General features: G+C 49.4%; 27 protein-coding genes and 1 riboswitch. Of the genes, 14 read left to right on the forward strand and 13 right to left on the reverse strand.

Features of this window, described 5'->3' with window-relative positions; all coding sequences use genetic code 11:
• Positions 1 to 12: 12 nt before the first annotated feature.
• Complete coding sequence (locus BBI11_RS03175; RefSeq protein ID WP_068460550.1) at positions 13 to 729, reverse strand: hypothetical protein; 717 nt, start codon at positions 727 to 729, stop codon at positions 13 to 15.
• 187 nt (positions 730 to 916) lie between these two features.
• Positions 917 to 1,495: a biotin transporter BioY gene (locus BBI11_RS03180; RefSeq protein ID WP_068460553.1), complete on the reverse strand. Its 579-nt coding sequence runs from the start codon at positions 1,493 to 1,495 to the stop codon at positions 917 to 919.
• Positions 1,496 to 1,695: 200 nt separating this feature from the next.
• Between BBI11_RS03180 and BBI11_RS03185 the strand changes: the two genes are divergently transcribed.
• From BBI11_RS03185 to BBI11_RS03195, 3 genes are read left to right on the forward strand one after another with little or no spacing between them, the layout of a single operon-like run.
• On the forward strand, positions 1,696 to 2,271 hold the full coding sequence (locus tag BBI11_RS03185; RefSeq protein WP_068460556.1) for a bifunctional transcriptional activator/DNA repair enzyme AdaA: 576 nt from the start codon (positions 1,696 to 1,698) through the stop codon (positions 2,269 to 2,271).
• Positions 2,264 to 3,151 (forward strand): DNA-3-methyladenine glycosylase family protein, encoded by an 888-nt coding sequence (locus BBI11_RS03190; protein ID WP_068460558.1) that lies wholly within the window; start codon positions 2,264 to 2,266, stop codon positions 3,149 to 3,151. Before BBI11_RS03185 ends, BBI11_RS03190 begins: the two co-directional genes overlap by 8 nt.
• Complete coding sequence (locus BBI11_RS03195; RefSeq protein WP_068460560.1) at positions 3,148 to 3,642, forward strand: methylated-DNA--[protein]-cysteine S-methyltransferase; 495 nt, start codon at positions 3,148 to 3,150, stop codon at positions 3,640 to 3,642. Before BBI11_RS03190 ends, BBI11_RS03195 begins: the two co-directional genes overlap by 4 nt.
• Before the next feature lie 53 nt (positions 3,643 to 3,695).
• Here BBI11_RS03195 and BBI11_RS03200 read toward each other — a convergent pair whose 3' ends face one another.
• Positions 3,696 to 4,256: a maltose acetyltransferase domain-containing protein gene (locus BBI11_RS03200; protein ID WP_068460563.1), complete on the reverse strand. Its 561-nt coding sequence runs from the start codon at positions 4,254 to 4,256 to the stop codon at positions 3,696 to 3,698.
• A 23-nt stretch (positions 4,257 to 4,279) separates the two neighbouring features.
• Positions 4,280 to 4,534, reverse strand: a complete 255-nt coding sequence (locus tag BBI11_RS03205; protein WP_068460565.1) for a hypothetical protein — start codon at positions 4,532 to 4,534, stop codon at positions 4,280 to 4,282.
• Between the two features lie 139 nt (positions 4,535 to 4,673).
• On the opposite strand from BBI11_RS03205, the gene BBI11_RS03210 reads away from it, so the two are divergent.
• Positions 4,674 to 5,339: an alpha/beta family hydrolase gene (locus BBI11_RS03210; protein WP_068460566.1), complete on the forward strand. Its 666-nt coding sequence runs from the start codon at positions 4,674 to 4,676 to the stop codon at positions 5,337 to 5,339.
• 86 nt (positions 5,340 to 5,425) lie between these two features.
• Positions 5,426 to 5,872: a DUF4385 domain-containing protein gene (locus BBI11_RS03215; protein ID WP_068460568.1), complete on the forward strand. Its 447-nt coding sequence runs from the start codon at positions 5,426 to 5,428 to the stop codon at positions 5,870 to 5,872.
• Positions 5,873 to 6,749: 877 nt separating this feature from the next.
• Here the strand turns inward: BBI11_RS03215 and BBI11_RS03220 are convergent.
• Positions 6,750 to 8,009: a dicarboxylate/amino acid:cation symporter gene (locus BBI11_RS03220; protein ID WP_156889027.1), complete on the reverse strand. Its 1,260-nt coding sequence runs from the start codon at positions 8,007 to 8,009 to the stop codon at positions 6,750 to 6,752.
• A gap of 179 nt (positions 8,010 to 8,188) precedes the next feature.
• Between BBI11_RS03220 and BBI11_RS03225 the strand changes: the two genes are divergently transcribed.
• Complete coding sequence (locus BBI11_RS03225; protein WP_068460572.1) at positions 8,189 to 9,073, forward strand: TIGR01777 family oxidoreductase; 885 nt, start codon at positions 8,189 to 8,191, stop codon at positions 9,071 to 9,073.
• A 106-nt stretch (positions 9,074 to 9,179) separates the two neighbouring features.
• Complete coding sequence (locus tag BBI11_RS03230; RefSeq protein ID WP_068460574.1) at positions 9,180 to 9,920, forward strand: nucleotidyltransferase domain-containing protein; 741 nt, start codon at positions 9,180 to 9,182, stop codon at positions 9,918 to 9,920.
• Between the two features lie 213 nt (positions 9,921 to 10,133).
• Here the strand turns inward: BBI11_RS03230 and BBI11_RS03235 are convergent, their stop codons facing one another.
• From BBI11_RS03235 to BBI11_RS03250, 4 genes are all read right to left on the reverse strand, one after another.
• Positions 10,134 to 10,511 carry a hypothetical protein gene (locus BBI11_RS03235; RefSeq protein WP_068460576.1) on the reverse strand — a complete coding sequence of 126 codons (378 nt, stop codon included), beginning with the start codon at positions 10,509 to 10,511 and terminating at the stop codon, positions 10,134 to 10,136.
• A gap of 185 nt (positions 10,512 to 10,696) precedes the next feature.
• Positions 10,697 to 11,257: a hypothetical protein gene (locus BBI11_RS03240; protein WP_068460578.1), complete on the reverse strand. Its 561-nt coding sequence runs from the start codon at positions 11,255 to 11,257 to the stop codon at positions 10,697 to 10,699.
• A gap of 98 nt (positions 11,258 to 11,355) precedes the next feature.
• Positions 11,356 to 11,778 (reverse strand): hypothetical protein, encoded by a 423-nt coding sequence (locus BBI11_RS03245; protein ID WP_068460579.1) that lies wholly within the window; start codon positions 11,776 to 11,778, stop codon positions 11,356 to 11,358.
• Between the two features lie 128 nt (positions 11,779 to 11,906).
• A complete protein-coding gene (locus tag BBI11_RS03250; RefSeq protein WP_068460582.1) occupies positions 11,907 to 12,761 on the reverse strand; it encodes a CPBP family intramembrane glutamic endopeptidase in 855 nt (284 codons plus the stop codon).
• 185 nt (positions 12,762 to 12,946) lie between these two features.
• Between BBI11_RS03250 and BBI11_RS03255 the strand changes: the two genes are divergently transcribed.
• Together BBI11_RS03255 and BBI11_RS03260 are read left to right on the forward strand one after the other, a co-directional pair.
• Positions 12,947 to 14,935, forward strand: a complete 1,989-nt coding sequence (locus tag BBI11_RS03255) for a penicillin-binding transpeptidase domain-containing protein (protein WP_068460584.1) — start codon at positions 12,947 to 12,949, stop codon at positions 14,933 to 14,935.
• A gap of 16 nt (positions 14,936 to 14,951) precedes the next feature.
• Positions 14,952 to 15,896: an Abi family protein gene (locus BBI11_RS03260; RefSeq protein ID WP_068460586.1), complete on the forward strand. Its 945-nt coding sequence runs from the start codon at positions 14,952 to 14,954 to the stop codon at positions 15,894 to 15,896.
• 53 nt (positions 15,897 to 15,949) lie between these two features.
• Here the strand turns inward: BBI11_RS03260 and BBI11_RS03265 are convergent, their stop codons facing one another.
• The 3 genes from BBI11_RS03265 to BBI11_RS03275 form a co-directional block, all read right to left on the reverse strand.
• Positions 15,950 to 16,237: a hypothetical protein gene (locus BBI11_RS03265; protein ID WP_068460588.1), complete on the reverse strand. Its 288-nt coding sequence runs from the start codon at positions 16,235 to 16,237 to the stop codon at positions 15,950 to 15,952.
• Positions 16,238 to 16,310: 73 nt separating this feature from the next.
• Positions 16,311 to 16,550: a phosphatase gene (locus BBI11_RS03270; RefSeq protein WP_068460590.1), complete on the reverse strand. Its 240-nt coding sequence runs from the start codon at positions 16,548 to 16,550 to the stop codon at positions 16,311 to 16,313.
• Between the two features lie 171 nt (positions 16,551 to 16,721).
• A complete protein-coding gene (locus BBI11_RS03275) occupies positions 16,722 to 17,906 on the reverse strand; it encodes an MFS transporter (protein WP_068460592.1) in 1,185 nt (394 codons plus the stop codon).
• 285 nt (positions 17,907 to 18,191) lie between these two features.
• Positions 18,192 to 18,291: riboswitch (purine riboswitch) on the reverse strand.
• Between the two features lie 148 nt (positions 18,292 to 18,439).
• Here BBI11_RS03275 and BBI11_RS16295 point away from each other — a divergent pair.
• The 3 genes from BBI11_RS16295 to BBI11_RS03285 all read left to right on the forward strand — a co-directional run bounded on the left by BBI11_RS16295 (position 18,440) and on the right by BBI11_RS03285 (position 20,418).
• Positions 18,440 to 18,610, forward strand: coding sequence for a hypothetical protein (locus BBI11_RS16295; protein ID WP_156889028.1), 171 nt, complete (start codon positions 18,440 to 18,442; stop codon positions 18,608 to 18,610).
• Positions 18,611 to 18,727: 117 nt separating this feature from the next.
• Positions 18,728 to 19,411 (forward strand): response regulator transcription factor, encoded by a 684-nt coding sequence (locus tag BBI11_RS03280; RefSeq protein ID WP_068460594.1) that lies wholly within the window; start codon positions 18,728 to 18,730, stop codon positions 19,409 to 19,411.
• Positions 19,412 to 19,413: 2 nt separating this feature from the next.
• A complete protein-coding gene (locus tag BBI11_RS03285) occupies positions 19,414 to 20,418 on the forward strand; it encodes a sensor histidine kinase (RefSeq protein ID WP_068460596.1) in 1,005 nt (334 codons plus the stop codon).
• Positions 20,419 to 20,503: 85 nt separating this feature from the next.
• Here the strand turns inward: BBI11_RS03285 and BBI11_RS03290 are convergent, their stop codons facing one another.
• Positions 20,504 to 20,734, reverse strand: a complete 231-nt coding sequence (locus tag BBI11_RS03290; RefSeq protein ID WP_068460597.1) for a hypothetical protein — start codon at positions 20,732 to 20,734, stop codon at positions 20,504 to 20,506.
• Between the two features lie 565 nt (positions 20,735 to 21,299).
• Here BBI11_RS03290 and BBI11_RS03295 point away from each other — a divergent pair.
• Positions 21,300 to 21,983 carry an ABC transporter ATP-binding protein gene (locus tag BBI11_RS03295; protein WP_068460599.1) on the forward strand — a complete coding sequence of 228 codons (684 nt, stop codon included), beginning with the start codon at positions 21,300 to 21,302 and terminating at the stop codon, positions 21,981 to 21,983.
• Positions 21,980 to 24,565, forward strand: coding sequence for an ABC transporter permease (locus tag BBI11_RS03300; RefSeq protein WP_068460601.1), 2,586 nt, complete (start codon positions 21,980 to 21,982; stop codon positions 24,563 to 24,565). The genes BBI11_RS03295 and BBI11_RS03300 overlap by 4 nt, the downstream gene beginning before the upstream one ends.
• Positions 24,566 to 24,579 lie beyond the last annotated feature (14 nt).

Raw genomic sequence — 24,579 nt, forward strand, 5'->3', positions numbered from 1 at the left:
CATGCATCGCCATTAAGAACCCATTGGTCCTTTCTTGCCATGGCCGCGATCTTTGCCATGATGTTGGTTTCCGAAGAGCGAGCGGTCGACCCCAAGTTCAGCGAGTTCCACTTCGGCTTCATCGACAATGGCTTGTGCTTGTTCCGCTGTGGCTTCGTCTAAATCAGCGAACAAATCGCGCTCTCCTGATCGTTCAGGCAAGCTAACGCCTAGTGCTTCCAAAGCGGTTTGCGCTTCTTCACGAGTAAGCGTTTCGTCTTTCACTTGCTCAAGGATGTCTTTCGCTTCAGCTTGAGTGGCTTCGTCCAAGCCATCGAACTGCGCATGGCGTTGTTGTTTCTCAGGAGCTTCGATACCAAGCGCGCTCAATTGTTCCTGCGCTTCTTCCTTAGTCAAAGAGCCGTCTTTTAATTGGCTGAAAATAGCTTCAGCTTCCGTTTTAGTTGCTTCATCAAGTTCGTCGAGCGGGTTTTGTCGCTGCAATTTTTCAGGGAATTCGACGCCCAGTTCCTCAAGCTCGCTCTTGACGCGGTCCTGAATGGCTTGCACTTCAGCTTGAGTCGCTTCGTCGAGTTGGCTGAGCCCATGGCTGCGTGTTTCGGCTGCGTTTTCAGTCGTCGTTTCTGTAGACTCAGTAGTCGAGGAGTCGGATGCGTAGGCCATCGTGCCACCAACCGCTCCTAAAGTCAGAGCTCCGGATAGAGCATAGGCAAATAATTTTTTCTTCATGTTTTATTCCTCCTAAGATAGATTCATTGCTGCATGAGCCGCAAGATTGTTTATCGGCCAGTCGGCAATGTTGGTACAAGGCCAGTATGCAACGCGAAGCTTAAACGAACCTTAAAAGGAAAAAGACTTTTTAAGAAATTTCAAAAAGACGCACCGAAATAGGTACGTCTCATCACTTAGCTGAAATTCACGATACGGAATGCTTTTTCGTCTCGGTTGTCGGCAACAGGCGGGCAGAGGATAGACGCTGCCGCACGGAAATGCCGATCCAGGCAGCGAGCGCCGCTTTGATGACACCGACGAGGATGAATGGCGCAAATCCGCCAACAAAAGCACCAGTCCAGGAAAGTTCGGCGAACACTTTTAGCCAGACGGTTCCGAAGCTCAAGGCGACGAACATGCCAAGGATGTTCGCAATGACCGCGTTCAGGAGCGTAAAGCCCCTTTTCTCCAGGTAATAGCCGATAACAAAAGCCGTCGGAATAAAGCCGAATAAATAGCCGCCCGTCGGCCCGAACAAACTGCCCAAACCACCGGATAGTTGCGCGAATACCGGAATTCCAGCAGCGCCGATTGCGAGATAAACCAAAATCGATAAGGTGCCGTAACGTGCCCCTAAAATCGTGGCGGCGAGCCCAATTGCCAAAGTTTGCCCGGTGATCGGCACGAGCGGCAACGGAATGGTAACTTGAGCGAGAATGCCGATAATGGCTGCGAACAAAGCGGTGACAATCATCATTCTTAGTTTGCTATTAGACTGTGTCATGTGAAATAATTCCCTTCTTTTTGAGTTAACCAATATATAAAATAAGTTAACTCAATGGTATAGTATGGCAAGAGCAGCTGTCAATAAGCTTTTAAAGAGAGCCAGGCGCGACCATAAGTGCAAAAACGAGGACGAATACGGCAAAGTGTAATGATAAAATGAAAAGAGATACAATAAAGAGAAGAGAGGGGGCGGCGGCGATGGAAACAAAAACGAAGTTTACGTTCGATGAAATGTGGGAGAAGATCCTTGATTGCGACCGGAAATACGACGGCTTGTTTTATACTTGCGTGAAGACGACGAAGATCTATTGCCGGCCGTCCTGCCGCTCGCGCAAACCGAAAAAGCGTAACGTGGAATTTTGTGTTTCGACTGAAGAGGCAGAGCATCGCGGATTTCGGGCATGCAAAAGATGCCAACCGGCAGTCAATCACTCGCCTTATGTCGAATTTAACCAGCAAGTCATCAGCTTTTTAACAGACCATTACCAGCAAAAAATCGGCTTAGAAGAAGTAGCTGCGCACATCGGCATGAGCCCGTCGTATGTCGACCGGCTGTTCAAGCAGGAGACAGGTGACACGCCACGCTCTTATTTGGAGAAAATCCGCATCGACAAAGCGGCTCATTTACTGGCGAGCACCGATCAAACGAATTTGGAGATTTGCCTCGAGACCGGCTTTCACAGTACGTCTCATTTCTATAAAGTATTCCGGAAGCACAAACAGCAATCCCCGGGCGAGTACCGGAAAGAGAAAGGAGTGCCGCGGCATGGGTAGACGGCTGAGAGTGGCCACGCCGCCAGATTTTAATTTTGCGGAATGCCTGGCGATACTGGGGCGTTCCGATCAGGAGTTGCTTCATACGATTCTAGATGAGCGCATCAGCAAATTACTGGCTGTAGAAGACGAGTCCATTTTGTTTAACGTGAGCTATTCAGAAGGTGCACTGCATATCGACTTTCCGCATCACACGCCGTCGGAACAAGGAAAGCAGGCAGTCCGGCGTTATGTGGCTGACTGGTTTGATTTGGACACGGATTTGCAGCCGTTCTACGCAATGGCCGCAAGCGACCCGGTACTGCAGGAAGTCGTCCAGCAACATGCCGGGCTCAGGGTGATGGGCTTGCCCGATTTATTTGAAGCTTTGTCGTGGGCAGTCATTGGTCAGCAAATCAATTTGACGTTTGCCTATACTTTGAAACGGCGCTTGATTGAGAACTTCGGGTCGTCGCTCACGGTGGGTGACGTCGATTATTGGGCTTTTCCTTCCGCTGAAACCATTGCTTCGCTGCAAGTAGAGCAATTAAGAACGCTGCAATTTTCGGGAAGAAAAGCAGAATACCTGATCCAGATTGCGCAGAAACTGGCGTCGGGCCGCCTGGTAAAAGACGAGCTCATCGGCCAAACCGAGCAGCAAGTGGAAAAACAATTGGTGGCGATCAGAGGCGTCGGGCCATGGTCGGCACATTACGTCATGATGAAATGCCTGCGTTTCAATTCTGCGTTTCCAATCACAGACGTGGGCTTGCACAATGCCTTAAAGCAGCAACTAGGAATGGAGCGGAAACCGACCGTCGCCGAGATTGAGGACTTGGCGAAACCTTGGACAGGCTGGCAAGCATATGCGACATTTTATTTATGGAGGGTGTTATTATGACTGAATTGCATCAAGTGGATTATCCATCGCCAATTGGCGTCGTCGAAATCACCGGAACTGAACAAGGCATCGTGTCGCTTTATTTCAGCGAGCGGGAACAGCCGTTGCATATGGTGCAATCAGACACGCCGCAAGTGCTGCAAACCGCTTTGCAGGAACTGGACGAATATTTCAAAGGGCAGCGCACGGAGTTCACAGTTCCATGCATTTCGTCCGGCACCGAATTTCAGCAAAAAGTATGGGCGGCGTTACCGAGCATTGCTTATGGCAAAACCGCTTCTTACCGCGACATCGCAGTAGCAGTCGGCAACGAGAAATCCGTCCGTGCAGTAGGGAATGCCAACAGTAAAAACAAAATCAGCATCATCATCCCGTGCCACCGTATTATCGGATCGAACGGCAAATTGACAGGATACGCGGGCAGCTTGAGCCGCAAAGAATGGCTACTCAAGCACGAGCAAGCAGTACAGAGCAATCAAATGAAGGCATGAAAAAAAGGGAAGCAAATCCAATCGATTTGCTTCCCTTTCCTATGGGCTTGCGATTACTGTTCTAGTGTCTTGATGACGATAGCTGGATTGCCGCCGACAACCGTATTCGCCGGTACGTCTTTGACAACAACGGCACCGGATGCGATAACGGCATTGTCGCCGATCGTGACACCCGGATTGATGACGGCACGGCCGCCGATCCATACATTATCGCCGATGCGCACCGCTTTGCCGCATTCGACTCCGCTCAGCCGCTGCTCGATATCGAGCGGGTGAGTCGCTGTATAGATATGGACGCCAGGGCCCACCAGGCAATTGTCGCCAATGCGAATGTCGCAGACGTCGAGGAACACGCAATCGAAATTGGCGAAGAAATTGTGGCCGACATGGATATTATAGCCATAGTCGCAGCGGAAGTTCGGCTCGATATACAAATGATCCCCACTCGAGCCCAGCAATTGGCTCATGAACCGCTTGCGTTCCTGGCCGTCAGTCTCCATCGATTTATTGAACAAGCGCAAGAGCCGTTTCGCGTTGACGCGCTCGCGTACCAATACCGGATCATCCGCCCGGTAAAGCGCGCCGGCGAGCATTTTATCTTTTTCTGTATGCATCCAATCCCTCTTTCCCGATCAAATTAAAATCCGAACAAGCGCCTCGCGATAAAGGCAAAGGCGGCGACTGCCGTGATGAATGCCGCTACAAAAAACGCCACGGCGTAAGACACTAAATTGCCCGGCAGCACCGCTTCGCCGATTTCAAAGAAATAAAACTGGATCGCGACCGGTTCTGTGGCATGGCGCATGAGCCACACCTGGACGCCTTTGACGGCAAACAAGACGCTGATAGCCAAAAGCACCGAAAACGCTGTCCAGCGAATGCCTTTCCACACGACAACCGCCTCCTTATTCATATTAAGGATATTATAACAGAATAGAAAAACGAGCCGGCATGAAGTTTTCGAATTCTTTGAAATATTTACATGCATTTTACATAAAACCCTTTATAATACTAGGAAAGGAGTGGAACCAATGAAAACGATCAACCGAACGATTCAAAGCGACCAGGGCCAGCCGATTCAATATAGCTTGGTCTTTAATCAAGACCAGACCAAAAAACTAGCGATTTTCCTGCCGGGCATCGGCTATACAGCCAAAAGCCCGTTATTTCATTACACGGAGCGACTGCTTGCTGAACAGGAATACGACATCTTGCGCATCAATTACGATTACAATCATCCTTTTTATGACACCTACACGATGGCAGAAATCGAACAAGCCATCAAACACGACGTCAAACAAGTGATCGATCAAGTGCTAAAGGGCAGCATTTACGAAAAATTCTTCCTCGTGGCGAAGTCGCTTGGTACGATCGCACTCGCGAATGAGCTCGAGCGCCCAAGATTTTCAGGCGCGAAAACGGTCTGGCTGACGCCGCTGCTCAAACATACAGAGGTCTTCGAAGCGATGAAGCAATGCCCGAACCCGGCACTCAGCTTTATTGGGGATAAAGACCATTATTACGACCGGACGCGAATGGACGATCTGCAAGCCAATCAACAATTGGACGCGCACGTGCTAAAAGACGTGAACCACGGCATGGATTTTGTCGGCGATCCACTGAAGTCGATTGATACGTTGAAAGACATCATCACCGATATTCACGCCTTCTCGAAAAAGAGCATTCATCACGCTTAAGGCACCACCGCCCCTAGAGGCGGTTTTTTTATGCCGTTTTTCAAGTTGTCTAAAGGGGTATAGTTTCTGCAAAAGGAGGGTGCACGATGGCATTCGATTACGATTTGGACTATAAAAATTTAGATTTGCGGAAAAACCCCGAATTGTATCGCGTCGGCAAAGGCGAGCAAGGGGTGTTGATGGTGGAGCCGTATAAAGGTGAAATCCTGCCGCATTGGCGTTTCAAAACGCCGGACATCGCCCAGGAGTCGTGCGATAAGATTTCCGAGCTGTTCGAGGAATACCGTAAGAAGGACGATTTTGTCGGCATGGACATGGCCCGCAAATTCATCCAGATGGGCTACACCCGCGCACGACGCTATACGAATTACAAAGGCGGCCGCAAATACAACGAAGACGGTTCGATCAAAGACCGCGAGATTGATGAAGAGAAAGCGGAGTCGGCAGCGATTTTCAAGAAGCGCTGGGACGAGATTCGTGAAGATGAGGATTATTTGAAGCGAAAAAAAGAGCATCAGAAGAAATATGGTTGAAACTGCATCCAAGAGGTGCAGTTTTTTTGTGGAAAGAATGAGGTTGTTTGTGGAATGAGGGGGTTTGTTTGTGGAATGAAGTGGTTTTTGTGGAACCAAGCAGTTTGTTTGTGGAATAAAGCGAGTCTTTTGTAGAATTAAGCGATTTGTTTGTGGAATGAAGGGGTTTGTTTGTGGGACCAAGAGGTTTATTTGCGGAATGAAGATGATGTGATATTTTATCGCTTGCGTATTCGCTCCCACTGCTTTTTCGGTGGTGTGTAGATAAGGATAGTGGGAAAATCGCATTATGGCGCAATTTATGAGTAGATAGTGAGAATTTGGGGGTCGTCCGTCTTACTATTCGCTGCCTTGCTTTGGGTTGAGCTTCCGCAGTGAGCCAAGAAGAACACTTGTCTCACTGCTTCGCTTCACCCTTTGCGCTCGGCGGCTTTGTGATTTCATTGAGATGAATTTTGGACACTTGTTTGTGCTTTTATTGTTTCCATCGGCTGGAGGGGGAATCGCTTCCTGCTTTTTGGAAGGAGTGTATATGAGATAGTGAGGGTTTGTTTGTGGAGACGTTGTTGGATTTATCGACGCTTCAGTGAAGTAGTCGCCGCCCGGCTTTGGGTTGAGCTCCCACAGTAAGCCAAGAAGAGCGCTTGTCTCACTGCTTCGCTTCACCCTTGGCGCTGGGCGGCTTAGAGATTTCGTTGAATGTTGCTTGTATAAGTAAATCTGCTTCTGTAGTCAGTTGCCGGCTAGTGGGGGAATCGCTTCCCCATACTAGTATCTAGTTCGCCGATGCTTAAGTAGAAAAGCTTGTAGATGGTTCAGAACTAATTTCCTTCCACAAAAAAAGCCTCCCGACACCGCCGGGAGGCTTACTTCTATTTTATGCTTCTTGCGGGTTCATGGCTTCTTCTGTTTCCAAGCCGTGCTTTTTCTCGGTTTCTGCAACCATCAAGGCACAAGCTGCGTCACCTGAGATATTGATCGCTGTGCGGGACATATCGAGCAAGCGGTCGATCCCGAGCACGAGGCCGATGCCTTCGACCGGAAGACCGACACTCGACAAGACCATGGCGAGCATGATCAAGCCGACACCTGGAACTCCGGCTGTCCCGATACTGGCAAGAACCGCAGTCAAGACGACAGTCAATATCTGGCCAATCGTCAAGTCGACCATGAAGGCCTGGGCGATGAACATGGTCGCTGCCCCTTGCATGATCGCTGTGCCGTCCATGTTAATCGTCGCACCGAGCGGTTGGACAAAGGAACTGATCGACTTCGGAATTTTCAAGTCACGCTGTGCGACTTCCATCGACACCGGAAGCGTCCCGGTGCTGCTGGAAGTACTGAAGGCGACCGTCATGGCGGGCATGAAAGTTTTGAAAAACCACACCGGGCTTTTCTTCGCCATGAAGTAGACCGTACCGCCATACGTAAAGGCGGCGTGGATTAATAGCGCGCCGATGACGACGAGCATATACGAGCCCATCGCCTGGATAGCGGCAAGACCTTGCGAACCGATCGCCGTGGCAATCAAGCCGAATGTGCCGTACGGGGCAAAACGCATGACGATGCCGACCAAATACATCATGATCTCATTGCCCTGTTCGACGAGAGTTAAAATGCCTTTTGTCTTGTCGCCAAGAGCGGTGAGGGCGAGGCCGACAAAGACCGCGAAAACGATGATTTGAAGCATATTGCCTTCAGTCATTGCTTCAAGCGGATTTTTCGGGATGATGTTGAGCAAGGTATCAGCGATCGATGGGGCTTCGTCCGGGCTATACGTCGCAGCGCCGATATCGAAATCACCCGCAGCGCCTGGTTGGACGAGTGCGGATAAGCCGAGTCCGATCGTGATGGCGATGGTCGTCGTCACCAAGAAATATGAAATGGTCTTGATGCCGATGCGGCCGAGTTTCGCCGGATCGCCAAGCCCTGCGGTACCGAGGACGATGGATAAGAACACGAGTGGAACGACGAGCATGCTGATGAGCGCGAGGAAGATTTGCCCAATCGGCACGAATATGTAAGGATTGAGTATTGCGAAAACTTCCGGCGCAAAAAGATTTAACAGCAATCCGGTGAGTGCACCTAAGATCAAGGCACTGATGACTTTAAAGGTTAAGCCTTTCTTTTTCTTCAATAGATCCACCAACTTTCTTTATTTAAGGAAACGCATAAAAATAAGTGTAACCGAATTCAATAAAAATCAACAGTTTCAACAGTCTGCTTTGCTTGGCAAGCGATTTCCTAAAAACCTGCAACTATTCCCATGGGTCCGTCGTCTAACATGATAGAATTACGGCGAAAAGAGGTAAGAATATGGTGAAAAAAGCAGTCATCGCAGGCGGAACAGGGTTTATCGGATCGTATTTAAAAGAAAAATACGAACGTCTTGGCTATCGGGTTTATATCATTTCACGGCAATCGGGGCACATTCAATGGGACGACGCCCAGGGGATGGTGGATGCGCTTGACGGGGCGAAGCTGGTGATTAACCTTGCTGGGAAATCCGTCAATTGCCGTTACACGGAAGCGAATAAACGCGAGATTTTCAATTCGCGCACCGAGACGACCGAAACGCTGGGCCACATGATCGAAGCGTGCAAAAAGGCTCCCGAAGTATGGGTCAACGCCAGCACCGCGACGATTTACCGTCATGCAGAAGACCGCCCGATGACTGAAGGCGGCGGTGAATTTGGCCGCGGCTTTTCAGTCGAAGTCGCAAAAGCCTGGGAAGACCGCTTTTTTTCATTTCAACTCTCGAAAACGCGCCAAGTCGCCTTGCGCATCGCGATCGTGCTTGGTGACGGAGGCGTCATGGAACCTTATCGCAAACTGGTGAAATATGGGCTCGGCGGAAAACAAGGCAATGGCCGCCAAATGTTTAGCTGGATTCATATTGAAGACTTATACCGAATGGTTCGATTTGTGCAGCACCGCGATGAACTCGCCGGTGTTTTTAATGCCGCTGCCCCGAACCCGGTAACGAATAAAGAATGGATGAAAATCTTGCGGCAATCGATGAACCGCCGGACGGGACTTCCGGCATCGAAGTGGATGCTTGAAACAGGGGCAGCTGCGCTTCGGACCGAAACTGAGCTGATCCTGAAAAGCCGCTGGGTCGTGCCGGAGCGGCTGGTGCGAGAAGGATTTCGCTTCCGCTATCCGGCGCTTGGAAACGCGCTAGCTGATTTGAATGAGTAACAGACATGCAGGCATTCACAGGAATGTCTGTATTTTTGTGCGCACAGCTGGACCATCTAGGGTATGCTAGGAAAAGATTAAGAGAAAGAGAATGCGGGGGACAGTAATGAGACGACGTTGGGAACCGATGCACACAGCTAAAGTATTTGTCGAAACGAATTTCCGTCACTGCCGCGGGGCACTGCTGGCAGGAAGTGTAGTGCGCGGGCAAGAGACAGCGACGTCAGATTTGGATATTGTCGTATTTGATGAAACGCTCATGAGTTCATATCGGGAGTCCATCATGTTTTATGGCTGGCCGGTTGAAGTATTTGTTTATAATTTGCGTTCGTACAAGGAGTTTTTTGAAAAAGACCGGAAAGCGGCCAAGCCGAGCATGCCGCGCATGGTCAGCGAAGGCATCATCTTGAAAGATTCAGGGATCATGGAAAGCATCCAGCAAGAAGCGAAAGCGTTGCTTGAAGCAGGGCCAGAAGCGTGGAGTGCGGATACGATCCGCACGAAACGCTATTTCATCACCGACGTGCTGGACGACTTACGGGGCAGTGACGACCGCAAAGAACGATTGTTTTGTGTTAACACGCTGTCGGATTTGGTGAGCGAATTCATTTTGCGCACGGAGCAAAAATGGATCGGCTCATCCAAATGGGTCATCCGTTCACTTGAAGCGCATGACCACGAACTCGCCGTTCGTTTCGTTGAAGCGTTCGAGCATTTTTACCGCACCGACGAAACGGCCTACATTATCGCATTTGTCGAAAGCGTGCTGGAACCTTATGGTGGACGCCTTTTTGACGGCTTTTCGATTGGGAAAGCGGAAGCAAAGAGAGATACTGAGAAGTTTTGAAAATACTCTTGGATGCCAGATTTATAACTAAGAAAATCGAGTGTTTTACTGCTACACAGTAGTGAAAGAAGTATATGACATTATAAAATTTCAATATAATGAAATAAAATTCGCCATCCAGTGAGCAACAGGATGGCGAATTTTTATAGAAAATAAGTCAAAGCTATCTATATTAATCGGTAGCTTTAATAAAAAATACTGATATCCGTAATGTTATTTTTCCGTAGTTAATAGTAGATTTTCGGTTTTTCCATCCCATAAAATTTCTACTTCTATTTCCTCGTCTTCTTGAATAACAGCGCATCCTTCACACGAACCGTTAGCAATACTAGCAACGTTATCGGATAAAGTTACGCCTGTGCCTTCCGAACCTCCTGAAGTAGTCTCGAATTTATACTCGATTGTTTCAGGGGCTTGGCCGTCGCCGGTAAATTTAACTGTTCCATCTTTTACTTGATTTTTCCCATTAGAAACATTCACAACATAAAACACATCCCAGTTTTCACTGCTGCCCGAGAAGTCATATCTATCACCATCTACACATCCGCTTAAAACAAATAGAAGCAACAATAGTCCACATATCTTTTTCACTAATCTTCCCCCCCGCTTAGTAGTTGAATTTTGTTTAGTGGTATCAATTTACTTTGTTTCATTATTATACCTTAAAATTCAGAAAATATTTACTATTTTTCAAGAGAAAAAGTTCTCTACCGAAAATTACTCTTTTAATGACGGACCTATCAACAAAACCGCCCAGACAGATCTGGGCGGTTCTTTTAATACATATCCAATCGCTGCAATTCTTGTCCGTCCGCATCCAGCAATTGGAGCGGAAGGGGGCGGTCTTCTGGGGCGTTTTCGGTAAACCAGACCGCTTTTTTAGACAGGCCGGTTTCCTCGAGCAACTCAGCCGGGAAGCGTTCGCCCAGCAAAAGCTGGTCAGCGGGCATTTCGCCGATCTGTACATGGCGGCCGTCTGTAGGATCAAACAGCCCGTAGACGAACCCATCTTCATGGCTCGCATAATTATTGATCCGGTCCGGGTCGTCGAGAGTGGGGATCGTGCTTTCCGTTCGGGTCTCAAGACGCCAGCCGAACCAGGATTCTATCGCCGTTGCCGCGCCGAACTGGTCATCGTCGCGGATGAAAAAGAACAGCGCACGGCCGTTCAGTTCGTAGACAGGCGTCAAGACGAGGTCATTGTCGCCATCTCGCACCGCTTGTTCTGCCGTTTCGACCGTATTCGAACTCCAGACGAGCGCGATGATCAACGCTGCGGCGAGTACCAAGCCGATCAATACGAGCATGCGTTTTTTGATTAAATTTTGCAGGGCCATCCGCCATCTCCCCTTCCGTTTCTCGTTGCTTCCATTATACGGTATTTCATGGATTGGAGGGAAACGAAAAACCGCCCGTATGCGCACGGGCGGTTTCATCAGTCTTTTTCCGTCAAGAAGGTCATGACCGCAAACAATAAGAACGCAAGCAGCAATAGCGTGCCGCCTACGATAAAGAAGACCAAGACGAAGGTGTCGTTCATATTGAATGGGTTCAAATTGTAGAACCACATGCCGGCCGTCAAGCCGACTGCACCGATCATCGCGAGAAATCCGTGAATGGTGACGAGCTTTTTGTACTTGACCGTGTACAAGCGGTAGAACACGCCCCAGGCAAAGACCGATAGCCAGCCGACGAGCAGGATATGGGCGTGAATCGGGCGCAGTGCGTAATCCATCTGGCCGGCCATATGGGATCCGAGATAAGTCCCGAGAAAGCCAAAAATCGCCGAAAACTGGATCAAGCGCAGGCTCCATTTTTTCTCTAAGCTGTTGTTGCGCGGTGTAGCTGTGTTGTTCATGAAAATCCTCCTATAGCTTTTGGGAACGGCGGCAAATGCCTCGCTGGTCCCTGAGTTTCTATGACTGTATCATACCGCACGAAGATAAACGCTATATGAACGGGGCGTGACAGATCATCGACAATTTTTCAAGGTGCTTCGCTTTCTGTCAAGGGTTCGGTGATTTTCTGCTGGTCCTTATCAGCCTTCAAGCCTTTGGCAAGTCGGTAGATGATCCAGGCTGTCAATAGCGCACTCACGACCATAATAACGATATTCGCTAAGGCCTTCGACTCGATATCCGCCATGGTCGTTACCACGAACCAGTCGACAACGAAAAACTTGTCGATCGGCACGTACATCGAGAACGCGGCGAGGGCGTTATTGAGCATGTGGAACAGGATCGGCAACAGCAAATTACCGGTACGCAAATACAGAAGCGACGCGATGATGCCGAATAAAAATGCGCCGATGAAATCGAGATGCAGCACGCCGAACAATAAACTCGAAATCAGGATGCCACCCCACATCGAGGTTTTCGCCGTAAAACGAGTCAAGAACACGCCGCGAAAGACGAATTCTTCGACGATTGGCGCGAGTATGACGAGCGTCAGCAGCATAAAGTATTCATATCCGACACCGCCTGGCGTTTCAACCGGTGCCAGAAATAATTCCGCAAGCCACGGGAAGGCGGGGGAGATTATGGCGAGCTGCAGCCAAAACATGGCGAGTGAAAAGGCGATCGACACGAATACCATGCCGACAATGCCCGGAAGCCAAGGCTTGATGCCTTTCGTCGTCAACACTTCACTGAACGACCAATCGGGGTTTTTGCTCCAATAATAATGAAAGAAAAAATACGGGACAACAATATAAAAAGCAATCTGCACCGCGATTTCGGTCGTGACAAGATCCGCGCCAATGAGCATAAAGACGATCAAAGTCGCGATGACGCCGAGGATGGTGAAGAGAATCAAATAACGTGATTTCATTTCAGCGAACATAAATGGCCTCCTTTTCTTCCTTAATTATACGGAAGTTAAGGTGATTTGTTTCATAATCAATGAGATTCTTCGTTTTAAAAAGGCTGATTTTTCGTTTTCGCGCCTCGAATCCAGAAATTACCGTATTGAAGCAAGCGGTTTCAGGGTAAAATGGTAGAAAGAACTCAAGAGACGGAGGGATCGCTATGGGGAAGAGCAAGCTGTGGATGATCGGAATGGGCGCAGCGCTTACGCTTGCAGCATGTGCAGACGAAGAAGCGGAAACGCCGACACCGGAAGAGGCTGAGCCGGAGACGGTGGCATCGCCAGAACCGCGTGCGCAAAAGTTCATGGATTTGTGGCAAGCGGGCGAATACGATACGCTGTACGATGAATTTTTGACAGAGCGAACGAAGTCGGCATTTGGCGAAGAGATTTTCATCGATTGGCAAGAAGAGTTGGATGAGCAATTGTCGCTATCCGAACGTGACATCGATTGGCAACTCGGCGAAGAGCCGTGGCTGAAAAACGAGCCGGCGGATATTCCGCTGACGATTGCGATGGAAAGCGTCGTTGGCGAAATCGAATTTGCCAAAACCTTGAGCTTTGTTTATGAAGAGACAGAAGAAGGGGCAGAGGGCGAATGGTTCGCAGAATGGGACCCGTCGTTTATCCTGCCGAATCTTTCAAAGAACGATAATGTTTTCGTGCAAGTGAGCGAGACCGAGCGCGGTGAGATTGTCGACCGCAACGGCAAAGTCGTCGCCGGCAACACGGATGCCTATGAAATCGGCGTCGTGCCGGGCAATTTCGACCGCGATGATTACACGGAACGGCTCGCGGAACTGCTGGATATGTCTGCGGCAGACATCGACGCAGAACTCGACAAACCGTGGGTAGAGCCGCATCATTACGTGCCGCTTGGAACCGTTGGGCCTGACCGCGAAACCTTGAACCGGCTGTTTGCGATTCCCGGAACGAAGCGCACAAAAGTGACGATGCGCGATTATCCGTACGGTGAATCGCTGGCGCATTTGACGGGTTATATCGCGCCGATTACCGCTGAACAATTAGAAGAGCGGGGCGACCAAGGCTACGGCCAGGGCGATGTCATCGGACGCGAAGGATTGGAAGAAATTTTCGAGAACGAGCTGCGCGGAAAACGCGGCGGCAAGATCTTGATTGAAAAAACCGCCCAAAACGAAACGATTACCGCAATCGACAACTCAACAGCAGCGGGCAATACGGTGAAACTGACGATTGACGCCGATTTGCAGCGGAAAGTCTACCGGGAAATGGATGATGCGCCAGGCACTGCCGCGGCGGTCGATCCGTATACAGGCGAAACGCATGTACTTGTCAGTTCGCCGGCTTATGATCCGAATGATTTTATTCCTGGGATCAAGCAAAGTCGTTTCCAACAGCTCGTCGATGACCCAGGTCAGCCGTTCTTTAACCGGTCCGCGGCGACCTATCCACCGTCTTATGTCATGCAGCCAGTCACTGCAGCTGTGGCAATGAAACAAGGAACGCTCGATCCAGCAGAAGGCATCGATATCAACGGAGAAACGTGGCAGAAATACGCTTCGTGGAACGATTTTCGCATTACCCGGCCGAATCCTGGCGTCACCAATCCAATCGATTTGGAACAAGCGCTCATTCACTCCGACAGCATTTATTTTGCCATCCAAGCGACCAATATGCCGGACGATAGTTTCTTGAACGGCTTGAGTGAATTTGGCTTTGGTACGGCGCTTGATTACCCGGTGCCGCTCAGCGCTTCACAAATCTCGGAAAGCGGCGCGTTCGGCTCAGAAGGCCAGCTCGCGAGTTCCGCATCCGGCGGGAGCCAAGTGCGCTTGAATATCCTTCATACAGCCGCCATGTACGGTACCTTTTTAGCAGACGGCGAAATGAAAAAGCCAATTTTGACTAGCGAGACTGAAGAAGAAAGCCTAAAACAAGAGCTCTTCAGCGCAGAGCAAGCGGAATTAATTCGCACGGCGCTCGTCGAAGCAGGTGAAGAAGACGGCCACGAGCTTGTCGGGAAAACCGCCGTTCTCAAAACCGATAAAGGCGACATGGGCTGGTTTGCCGGCTACGACCCGAAAGTCGGCAATTTGTCGGTTGCGGTCATGATGGAAGACGAGGAAGACGCAGCGGCGATTGCCGAAGCCTTGTTCAGCGATGACTAAGCGAGGTGAGGTGGACATGAAAAGCTTTGCGACGCACGATGAACAGCTCGCGATTCTCAAAAGCCGTGGACTCATTATTGAAGATGAAGCGGCCGCAAGACGCGTGTTGTCGCGTGATAATTATTACGCGCTGATTGATGGTTACAAAGAGCCGTTCCTCGAGCGCGATGAAACGAAAAATCCGTACGGCGAGGAACTGTACGAAGCGGGCACGACGTTCGACCACATTCTCGCGCTGTATCAATTCGACCGCAAACTGCGCTTGTTGCTGCTCGGGGAATTGTTGAAATTCGAACGCAGCATCAAATCCAAGCTCGCGTACCGGTTTTCCGAACGCTTTCCGGCAGTCGACAGTTTTCTCGACAACGCGAATTACAGCCCGGATGAAGTTCATTTTCACGAGCGCGACCGCATCACGGCAACGCTCAATAACCTCATCGAAAGCCATAAAAAGCGCCACCGAGTGCGTTACCCAGAGCTTCGCGAATTCTACGAAAAGCATAAGAACTTGCCGCTGTGGGTGCTCGTCAATTATTTATCGCTCGGCCAGACCACCAATTTTTACACAGTCAGCGATCAAGACTTGCGCACGCGCATCGCCCAGGATTTCGCGGAAGAGGCAGGAGACAGTGGCATCACACTGAGTGCTGCGGAACTCGACGAAATCTTGTCGATCGCGTTTCCGTTTCGCAACAAAGCGGCGCACGAAGAAGTGCTGTACTCCTTCCGGCTCAGGTCGCCGCTGGAACTCGGGCAACTCGAAGCGCAACTAGATCAGGAAAAAGGCCGAATCACACAGGGCACAACAGCTTCGCTCGTAAAATTGCTGAAAGTGGTGTCGCCTCCGGATGAATATGAAGTGTTCACGAGGGAGCTATTGGAATTGATTCGGAGCTTGGAAGAAGCTTTGCCGGAAGGGCCGTATGTGAAAGTGATGAAAGAAGCTGGATTTCGGGGGTAGTTAAACCGAAAAGAGCTTACTAAAAAACGCCATTCCAGTGGGAGTGGCGTTTTTTAGTGAGCCTTCGTTTTCTGTACTAACACTTTGGCTATTTTTGCTTTGGATTTATCGTGGTAGGCAGTCTTGTTCATTTTTTCCATATTTAATTTGCCTATCACAAAGCGTACATCAGTATCTTCAGTGATTAATTTTTCGTAGCTTTCATTTTTAAGCATTACTTGAAACCATTCGAATTCTTTTAATGAGTAGACATTCTTGTCGATTTCTTCCTCGGTAACGTCTTTCAAGAAAGAAAAAACAATCAATCCAAGGGAGTTGAAAAGCTCAATGATAGTCCACAAAAGAATGCTCCTTTCTTGAACCAAAGGCTTCTTTTTCTTTTTAAATGAGGAAATTCACAAAATGACTAGCAGCTTAGTTCTTCCTGATCGACAGAACGATGAAAAACAAACCGATGATTCCTGATAGGACCGATAAAGTGGTGGGAAGCGTCCCGACTTCTCGTAAAGCCGTTCCATAAACGCCGTACCGAGTGTCCCACCCCTGACTCCCTTCTAATAACACGTGAGTATAGATCGAGGCTGCAATCAATGTCGCACCGTAGATGACAGCACTCGTCACTAAAAAGGCGAGACCGATGATGGCCGTTTTCATTTTTATTCCCCCTTAATCAATTTGCTTTCTCCAATGAAGACTTCAACAGGCTATATAAAGTAAAAATGGTAATTTTAGTTTATCACGATTGATGCTGTGTGGTGGATGAAAATTTACGTCGAGATAACAAATATAAAAAAGCCCCCATCGATTGATGAGGGCTTTCATAATTTATGAATTTTGAGGCTTGCTGTAATCGCGTTCCTTGCGTTCAATCTCAGGACGCGTAATCGAGAATACCGCACAGCCAAGCGCAATAAGGACAATTACGGCGCCGACCCAGGCAGTGCTCGTGACCGAGTCGGTTTGCGTCAAGGTGAGGCCGCCGACTGCGGAGCCGAGCGCGATGCCGACTTGCAGCGCGGAGTTATTGAAGCTCTGCTGGATGTCGGAAGTGGCCGGATCGGTTTCGATCAAATAGCTTTGCTGCGGCGGAGCGAGTGCCCAGCTGAGCGCGGCCCAAATGACCATCACCGGCAAGAAAATGACGAGCGAAAACGTCGTGAACGGAAGCACGAACAAAGAGACAGCGAACGCCGAAATGACAATCACGATGCTTTTTTTCGAGCCGATGGAATCGGACAAAGTGCCACCAACTGCACCGCCGCTCACTGCTGCGATGCCGAAGATCAAATAACAGGCGCTGACCCAGAACGGGCTGAGCTGCATCGTCGTCTCCAGAAACGGCGTGAAGTACGCATAGACCGTGTAGTGGCCTGCGAGCATGAACAGGGTTGCAAGGTGGGCAGTGCCGATTTTCGCACTCGCCACAGCTTTTAATTGCTGCTTCAGCGGAATCGCCGTGCCTCCAGGGATCGGCTGGATATACAACGCGATCAAGGCCATCGAGCCGAGTGACAAGGCAGCAATCGCCAGAAAGACGACGCGCCAGCCGAATGCATCGGCAATCAAGATGCCGAGTGGAACGCCGAGCACGAGCGAGGAGCTAATCCCCATAAAGATCAAGCCGATCGCTTTCGCGCGGTAAGGCGGCTCAACAATTTTCGCAGCAATCGTTAGTGATAAGACGACAATGAGCGCGGTACTCGCTGCGGTAATGACGCGCGCGATGACCATCCACGTGAAGTCCGGGCTGAAGAAGGTCATGAGATTCCCGAGGAAAAAGATAAACAGGGAAATCAAATACACTTTCTTGCGCTCAAAGCGGCTCGTCGCAATGAGCAACACCGGTCCGGCAATCGCGTAAATCAACGCGAACAAGGTGATCAATTGGCCGGCAGCGCCCAAGGACACATTGAACTCTTCGGCGATGGTCGGCAAAATGCCGCCGACAATCAGTTCCACAAGCCCAACCGCCACAGTGGCCAAGGCTAAAATATACACTTTCAAATTCATAACAAACGCTTCCTTTCGTTTATACAAGTTTTGCGAGAGAACATATTGCCTTACTAGTGGGTTTAACAGATATTCCGCAAAACAGCTGGCTTTCCGGGGGGCTCGCGCTGAACTAATTCGGGCTTAGCGCCCGAATGGATTTCAGCACTTCGCTAATCCCCCAGGAGTCTGCGCTGTTTTGCTCCATATCTCTTATTTGTAAACAGCGTGGTCCCAACATTTCTAGGCTCTATACGTCTAGGGTGTAGAAGTATCTTCAGAAAATAAAAAAATCCTGATTACAGAAAACGAATGATCGCTTTCTGTAATCAGGATTTTTCGGTTCCTGGTAGAGACCCTTAAGCCGTATTCTTAAGGTTATACAGATAGATTATGGGGTTACTTACTTTAGCTAGCTTACTATATGGAACGGATTAGTGCAAGAACATTTGCTGTAGATGTCAGACCTCTAGTGGAGAAATGAAACTTAATTCCAATTGAGCCGTAGAATATACTACCGCAAAATAATCGGTCCACACGAAAGGAATGAGTCGATGAAAACGATCGGTTATACGTTTCTCATGCTGGGCCTCGTATTCTCTATCCTCAGCTTCACGGGCGACCAGTCGCCGGCACTCGGCCTGATTTTTATATCAGTCGGTATCACCTATTTCTTTTTGGAGGACGAGGACGAGCAAGATGAGAAGGACGAAAGTAATTCTTAAGATTTTCCACTATTTCCAACCAACAGCTAGTCACTTTCAGCGAAAGCCTGTATCGTAGATGATAACAAATCTACCGGTACCGGCTTTTTTCATTTCAACAGGAATAGGGGAATACAGATGAACATACTCGTAGTCGAAGACGACCGGACGATCGCTTCCGGCCTGACATATTCGCTCGAACAAGAAGGCTTCACCACGGTGTTATGCCACACGGCAAAAGACGCCACCGCAGCGATCGAAGGGCAACTCTCGGCAATCGATTTATGCCTCTTCGATTTGTCCTTGCCCGATGGCAACGGCTATGACTTATGCGCGCTCGTCAAAAAGAAAAGCGACATCCCGGTCATTTTCCTGACGGCGTTCGACGATGAAGTGAACGTTGTCATGGGGCTCGATATGGGCGCGGACGATTACATCACCAAACCGTTCCGCGTGCGTGAACTCATGTCGCGCATCAATTCCGTATTGCGCCGCTACCAGCGCAATGCGCCGCCAAAGACCGTCGTTGAACTGGGCGACGTTCAGATCAACACATCAGATGGCAAAGTCCATAAAGCGGGCAATGAAGTTCTCCTCACTGCACTGGAATATCGCCTACTGCTCATTTTCGCGAATCACTTAGGCCAAGTGCTGACAAGAGCGCAATTGCTCGACCGCATCTGGGACGTCGGCGGCGATTTTGTCAACGACAATACGCTGACAGTCTACATCAAACGCTTGCGCGAAAAACTAGAAGACGACCCAGCTCGTCCCGAACTCATCAAAACAGTCCGCGGCATGGGCTATAAGGCGGGTGAGTAAAGATGCTGCGCAACCGTGAAATCCGTTTGCTGCTCGCCGCGCTCCTCACCATCAGTGCACTCGGCACGATTCTCTCAGCTATTTTTGTTTCCGCTATGTCTGCTTGGTTCGTGCTCGGCGTATCGCTATTGCTAAGTGCAACGGCGATCACTTTCACCTGGTGGCGCTACCGGGAAATCGAGCGCTTGTCTGGATTTCTCCAACAAATTAGCAGCGGCGATTTTCAGCTCGACGTACGCGATAACCGCGAAGGCGAGCTGAGCCTGCTCAAAACGCAAATTTACAAAGTAACGAAAATGCTGTCGGAACGCGGCGCACTTCTCACTGAAGACAAAGGCAAGCTGACCAACGCCATTTCGGATATTTCTCATCAATTAAAAACGCCGCTCACCTCGATGATGGTCATGGCGGACCTTTTGCGCGACAGCAATTTGAGTGATGCCAAACGCACCGAATTCATCCGCAACCTCCACATTCAGCTCGAGCGCATGGACTGGCTCGTATCGTCACTATTGAAACTATCGAAGATCGATGCCGGCACGATTCATTTCAAGAAAGACCGGATCCCGGTATCAAAGCTCATCGAAAAAGCGATCGAACCTTTGCTTATCCCGATGGACATCAATATGCAGGAACTCGAAATCGAAGGCGACCCGGAAGCCAAATTCAATGGTGACCTTAATTGGACGACCGAAGCAGTCATCAATATTTTGAAAAACTGCGTCGAGCATACCGGAGAAGGCGGAACACTCACCATCCGCTACAGCGAAAACGCGCTGTATACGGGTATCCAAATTGAAGACAGCGGCAGTGGCATTTCCAAAAAAGATTTGCCCTATATCTTCAAGCGCTTCTATAAAGGCGAAAACGCGGGCGACGACTCGGTCGGCATCGGCCTCGCCATGGCCTATAGCATCATCACCAGCCAAAGCGGCGACATCGAAGTCGCCAGCACACCGGGCGAAGGCACCCGCTTTCATATCAAATTCTACAAGCAGGTGATCTAGCGCCTGCTTTTTTCTTTGGAATGAAAAAACAGAAACTCCGCATCCGTGGAATTTCTGTTCAGTATTTTATAGTTAAAATCAGCGGTCATCCCGAGGTGCTATTAAACCACCAAACGACCAGCGCTATACTGACAACGCCCCAAGCCGTCACGCTCCATACCCATAAAACTAAGTGCTTGGTATCTTTAGAAGTTTCCTCGGTGTCTGGATTTTCTTTAACATGCGCGAGCTTCGCCTCCATGCGTTTTTTCATCGAAAGGAATACAAGCAATCCGATGAGGATGAATCCAATCATGAACCACAACAAGAAATCCACGTTATCTCCTCCTCTATATGAGAGAGTTGTTTCAATTCAAATCTGTGAAAACAAACTAAGTCGAATAAGAGTATTGATAATTAAATTGTAACATGAAATCAATAACTGGAAATTACCTTCCATTTTTAAAAGAGCTAGAATAGATCCTTACCTAATTTTCCTTAAGTGACTAGATTGTCACTTGAAAGTCACCGGGCAGTCATGAATCCTCTCTATACTAAAGTTATGTAAGACGATCTGGTGTTGGGGAAAGAACATCTTATCTGATTGAAGTGAATTTATTTTACACATAACTTAGTTGCACAGCGGATTCAAAGAGAGTAGTGGAGCGACATTGAATCGCTTCAGGCATATTTTTAATTGGAAGGTTCAAAGAGATGTGGAGCAAAACGGCGCAGACTCCTTGGGGATTAGCGAAGTGCTGAAATCCATTCGGGCGCTAGTCCGAATTAGTTCAGCGCAAGCCCCCAGGAAAGCAAGCCGTTTTGCGGAATATCGTTTGCAATGAAATCTCCAAAATATGTTTAATTCATTCATAAACAGTAACCAAACGGAGGGTACACTCATGACAATCATGGAAGTAAAAAACTTATCAAAAGTATACGGCAAGGACGAAATGGCGGTCACCGCACTCGCCGACGTGTCGTTCACGGTCAACAAAGGCGAATTCATCTGCATCATCGGGCCATCGGGTTCCGGCAAATCGACATTGCTGCATTTGCTCGGCGGCGTCGACCGCCCGACCAGCGGCAATGTGTCGATCGACGGCACGGATATCTACAAGCTCGACGAAACGCAGCTCGCCATTTTCCGCCGCCGCCAAATCGGCTTGATCTACCAGTTCTATAACTTGATCCCGATTTTGACGGTCGAAGAAAACATCACCTTGCCAATGCTGCTCGACGAACAGCGCGTCGACAAACATCAATTCCGCAAAATCTCCGAAGCACTCGGGCTCGACCAACGACTCAACCATTTGCCGAACCAATTATCCGGCGGCCAACAGCAGCGCGTCTCAATCGGCCGTGCGCTCGTCAGCAATCCAGCGATTATGCTGGCGGACGAGCCGACCGGAAACTTAGATAGTAAAAACAGCGAGGAAATCATGGAACTTCTCAAGATGTTCAACAAAACCTTCAAGCAGACCTTGATTGTCATCACGCACGATGAGCGCATCGCCTTGCAAGCCGACCGCGTCATTTCTATTGAAGACGGCAAAATCGCCAAAGACGAGGTCATCCGCTCATGAACATCGTCAATAAAGTCACCGTCCGCCACTTGAAGGAAAACAAACGGCGCTCACTCGTCACGATCATCGGCGTCATTATTTCCGTCGCTATGATCACTGCAGTTGCAACGCTTGGGGTGTCGTTTCTCGATTTATTGATTCGTGAGGATATCGAGCGCAATGGCGAATGGCATGTCGAGTATCAAGAGGCAAACACCCAACAGCTCCAAGCGATCGAGCAAGACGCCAATACCGAACAGCTCATCGTCACAAAGGACGGCTTCGCTGACCTTGAAAACCCGACAACCGACTCCAAGCACTACTTTTATTTTCGCCAGTTCGAAGCACAAGGAATGGAACATTTTCCGATTGCGCTCACAGAAGGGCGCTTGCCTGAAAACGCCAATGAAGTCGTCATCTCAGAAACTGTGAACAATAGCTCTGAAGAGTCCTATGAAATTGGCGACAGCTTGACTGCCGGTGTTGGCGAACGCATGCACAGCTTGGAAGACCGCAAGCTGTCAGAGTTTGACTCCTTGCAGTTCGGGGAAGGCGACACAATTAACGAAGAAATAGTCAACGCAACCGAGCAAACTTTCGACATCGTCGGCATCATCGAGCAACCGGGCTGGGAAGCATCCTGGCTGCCGGTAGTGAGCGTTATCGGATTGACCGATACAACGAATGCCGCAGCGGATGAGACATTCAACGGCTATGTCGTCGCTTCTAAAATCAATACCGACTTATTTGACGACGCTAAGGCATTTGCCAAAGAACAAGGCATTCCGTCAGTCGATTTCAATTCGGATCTTCTGCGCTATTATGGCGCGACACAAAACGATAATTTGCGGGCGACCTTGTTCTCGCTCGCCGGTATCATTATGGGGATTGTTGTCATTGGCTCGGTCGCACTCATTTACAACGCATTCGCCATCAGCGTCTCCGAACGCGCTCGTCATCTCGGCATGCTCGCAAGCGTCGGGGCGACGAAACGGCAGAAACGCAACTCGGTGTTTTTCGAAGGGGCTATCATCGGAGCCATCAGCATCCCACTCGGCATTCTCGCAGGGATCGCTGGTATTTGGCTGACCTTCCAGTTTATCAATGCCTTCTTGCAAGACGCGCTCAATGTCGAGCAACAGCTAGAAGTCGTTGTCACCCCGATGATGCTCGTTGTCGCGATCGGCGTCTCGGCACTAACGATTTTGATTTCGACTTATATGCCGGCGCAAAAAGCGTCGAAGATTTCTGCGATCGACGCCATCCGCCAAACGCAAGATATTAAACTGACCGGGAAAGCCGTCAAGACTTCGAAATGGGTGCGCAAGCTGTTCGGTTTGGAAGCAGAAATCGGCTTGAAAAATTTGAAGCGCAATCGCAAGCGCTATTTGGCGACCGTGTTCTCCCTGGTCATTTCGATTGTCTTGTTCCTGTCGGTAACGTATTTCACCAACAACTTGAAAACTTCGCTTGAAATGACCCAAAGCGATTTGCAATACGATATTCAATTGTATGGCGGGGAGTTGGATGAAGAGAGTTTCGCGCAATATGAAAACCTTCCTGAAGTAACCGAAGCAGGCTTTATTCGGCAAGCACAAGTTGAGATAATGGTCGCTCAAGACGGGCTGCCGGATGTCTTAAACGAGCAAGTCGAACGGGGAGAGATTTTACTAGAAGACGATAAACTGCGCTACTATGCTTCGGTCTATGCAATGGATCAGGAAAACTTTGAACAGTATGCAGAACAAGTCGGCGTGGATGCGTCGAGCTTCGGACAGGAAACACCACGCGCCATCGTCATCGACGAAGTGGTCTACCAGAACGGGATAACGGGTACCATCGATGAGACGAAGACCATCAAAGCAGAAGCAGGTGAGACTTTGGAGCTGCTCAGCAGTTCCATCAGCGAGACCGGTCAGGAAATCGAACCGGAAGTGCTCGCAAATGTCGAAATTGCTGCATTGACCGACCAAGTACCAACCGGTGTTTCAACTGCCTACCCGGGCGGTGTCGATCTGATTGTTCCGATGGATGCACTAGATGAACTCGGCTTTATTGCTGAAGAGACTTCACCAGTCATTTCGCTTACGACGAGCGACCCGATGAAAACAGAAGCGGAAATCCTGGAAGTGGACGAAGCGGGCGTCAGCATCATGAATGTCTTCCAGCAGCGCCAGCAGCAGGAACAATTGATTTTGCTTATGTCGGTATTCACTTACGGATTCATCACGCTCATCTCGCTGATTTCCGTTGCGAACATCTTCAACACCATCTCGACAAGCATTCAATTGCGCAAACGGGAATTCGCCATGCTGCGCTCTGTCGGCATGACACCGAAAGGCTTCAACAAGATGATCCGCTACGAAAGCTTGTTTTATGGCGTCAAAGCGCTTGTCTACGGTCTGCCGATCAGTTTTGCCGCGATGCTTGCGATGCACTTTGCACTGGGCCAGACCTTGAGTTACGGCTTTGCGGTGCCATGGGGCAGTGTCGCCTTTGTCATCGTCGTCATTTTCTTGATCGTCGGCGCGGCGATGCTGTACTCGATTGCTAAGATTAAAAACGACAACATCATTGAAAGCTTGAAACAGGAAAATGCATAACGAAAAAGCGCTCT

This window comes from Planococcus maritimus, assembly GCF_001687625.2.
Taxonomy (GTDB): Bacteria; Bacillota; Bacilli; order Bacillales_A; family Planococcaceae; genus Planococcus; species Planococcus maritimus.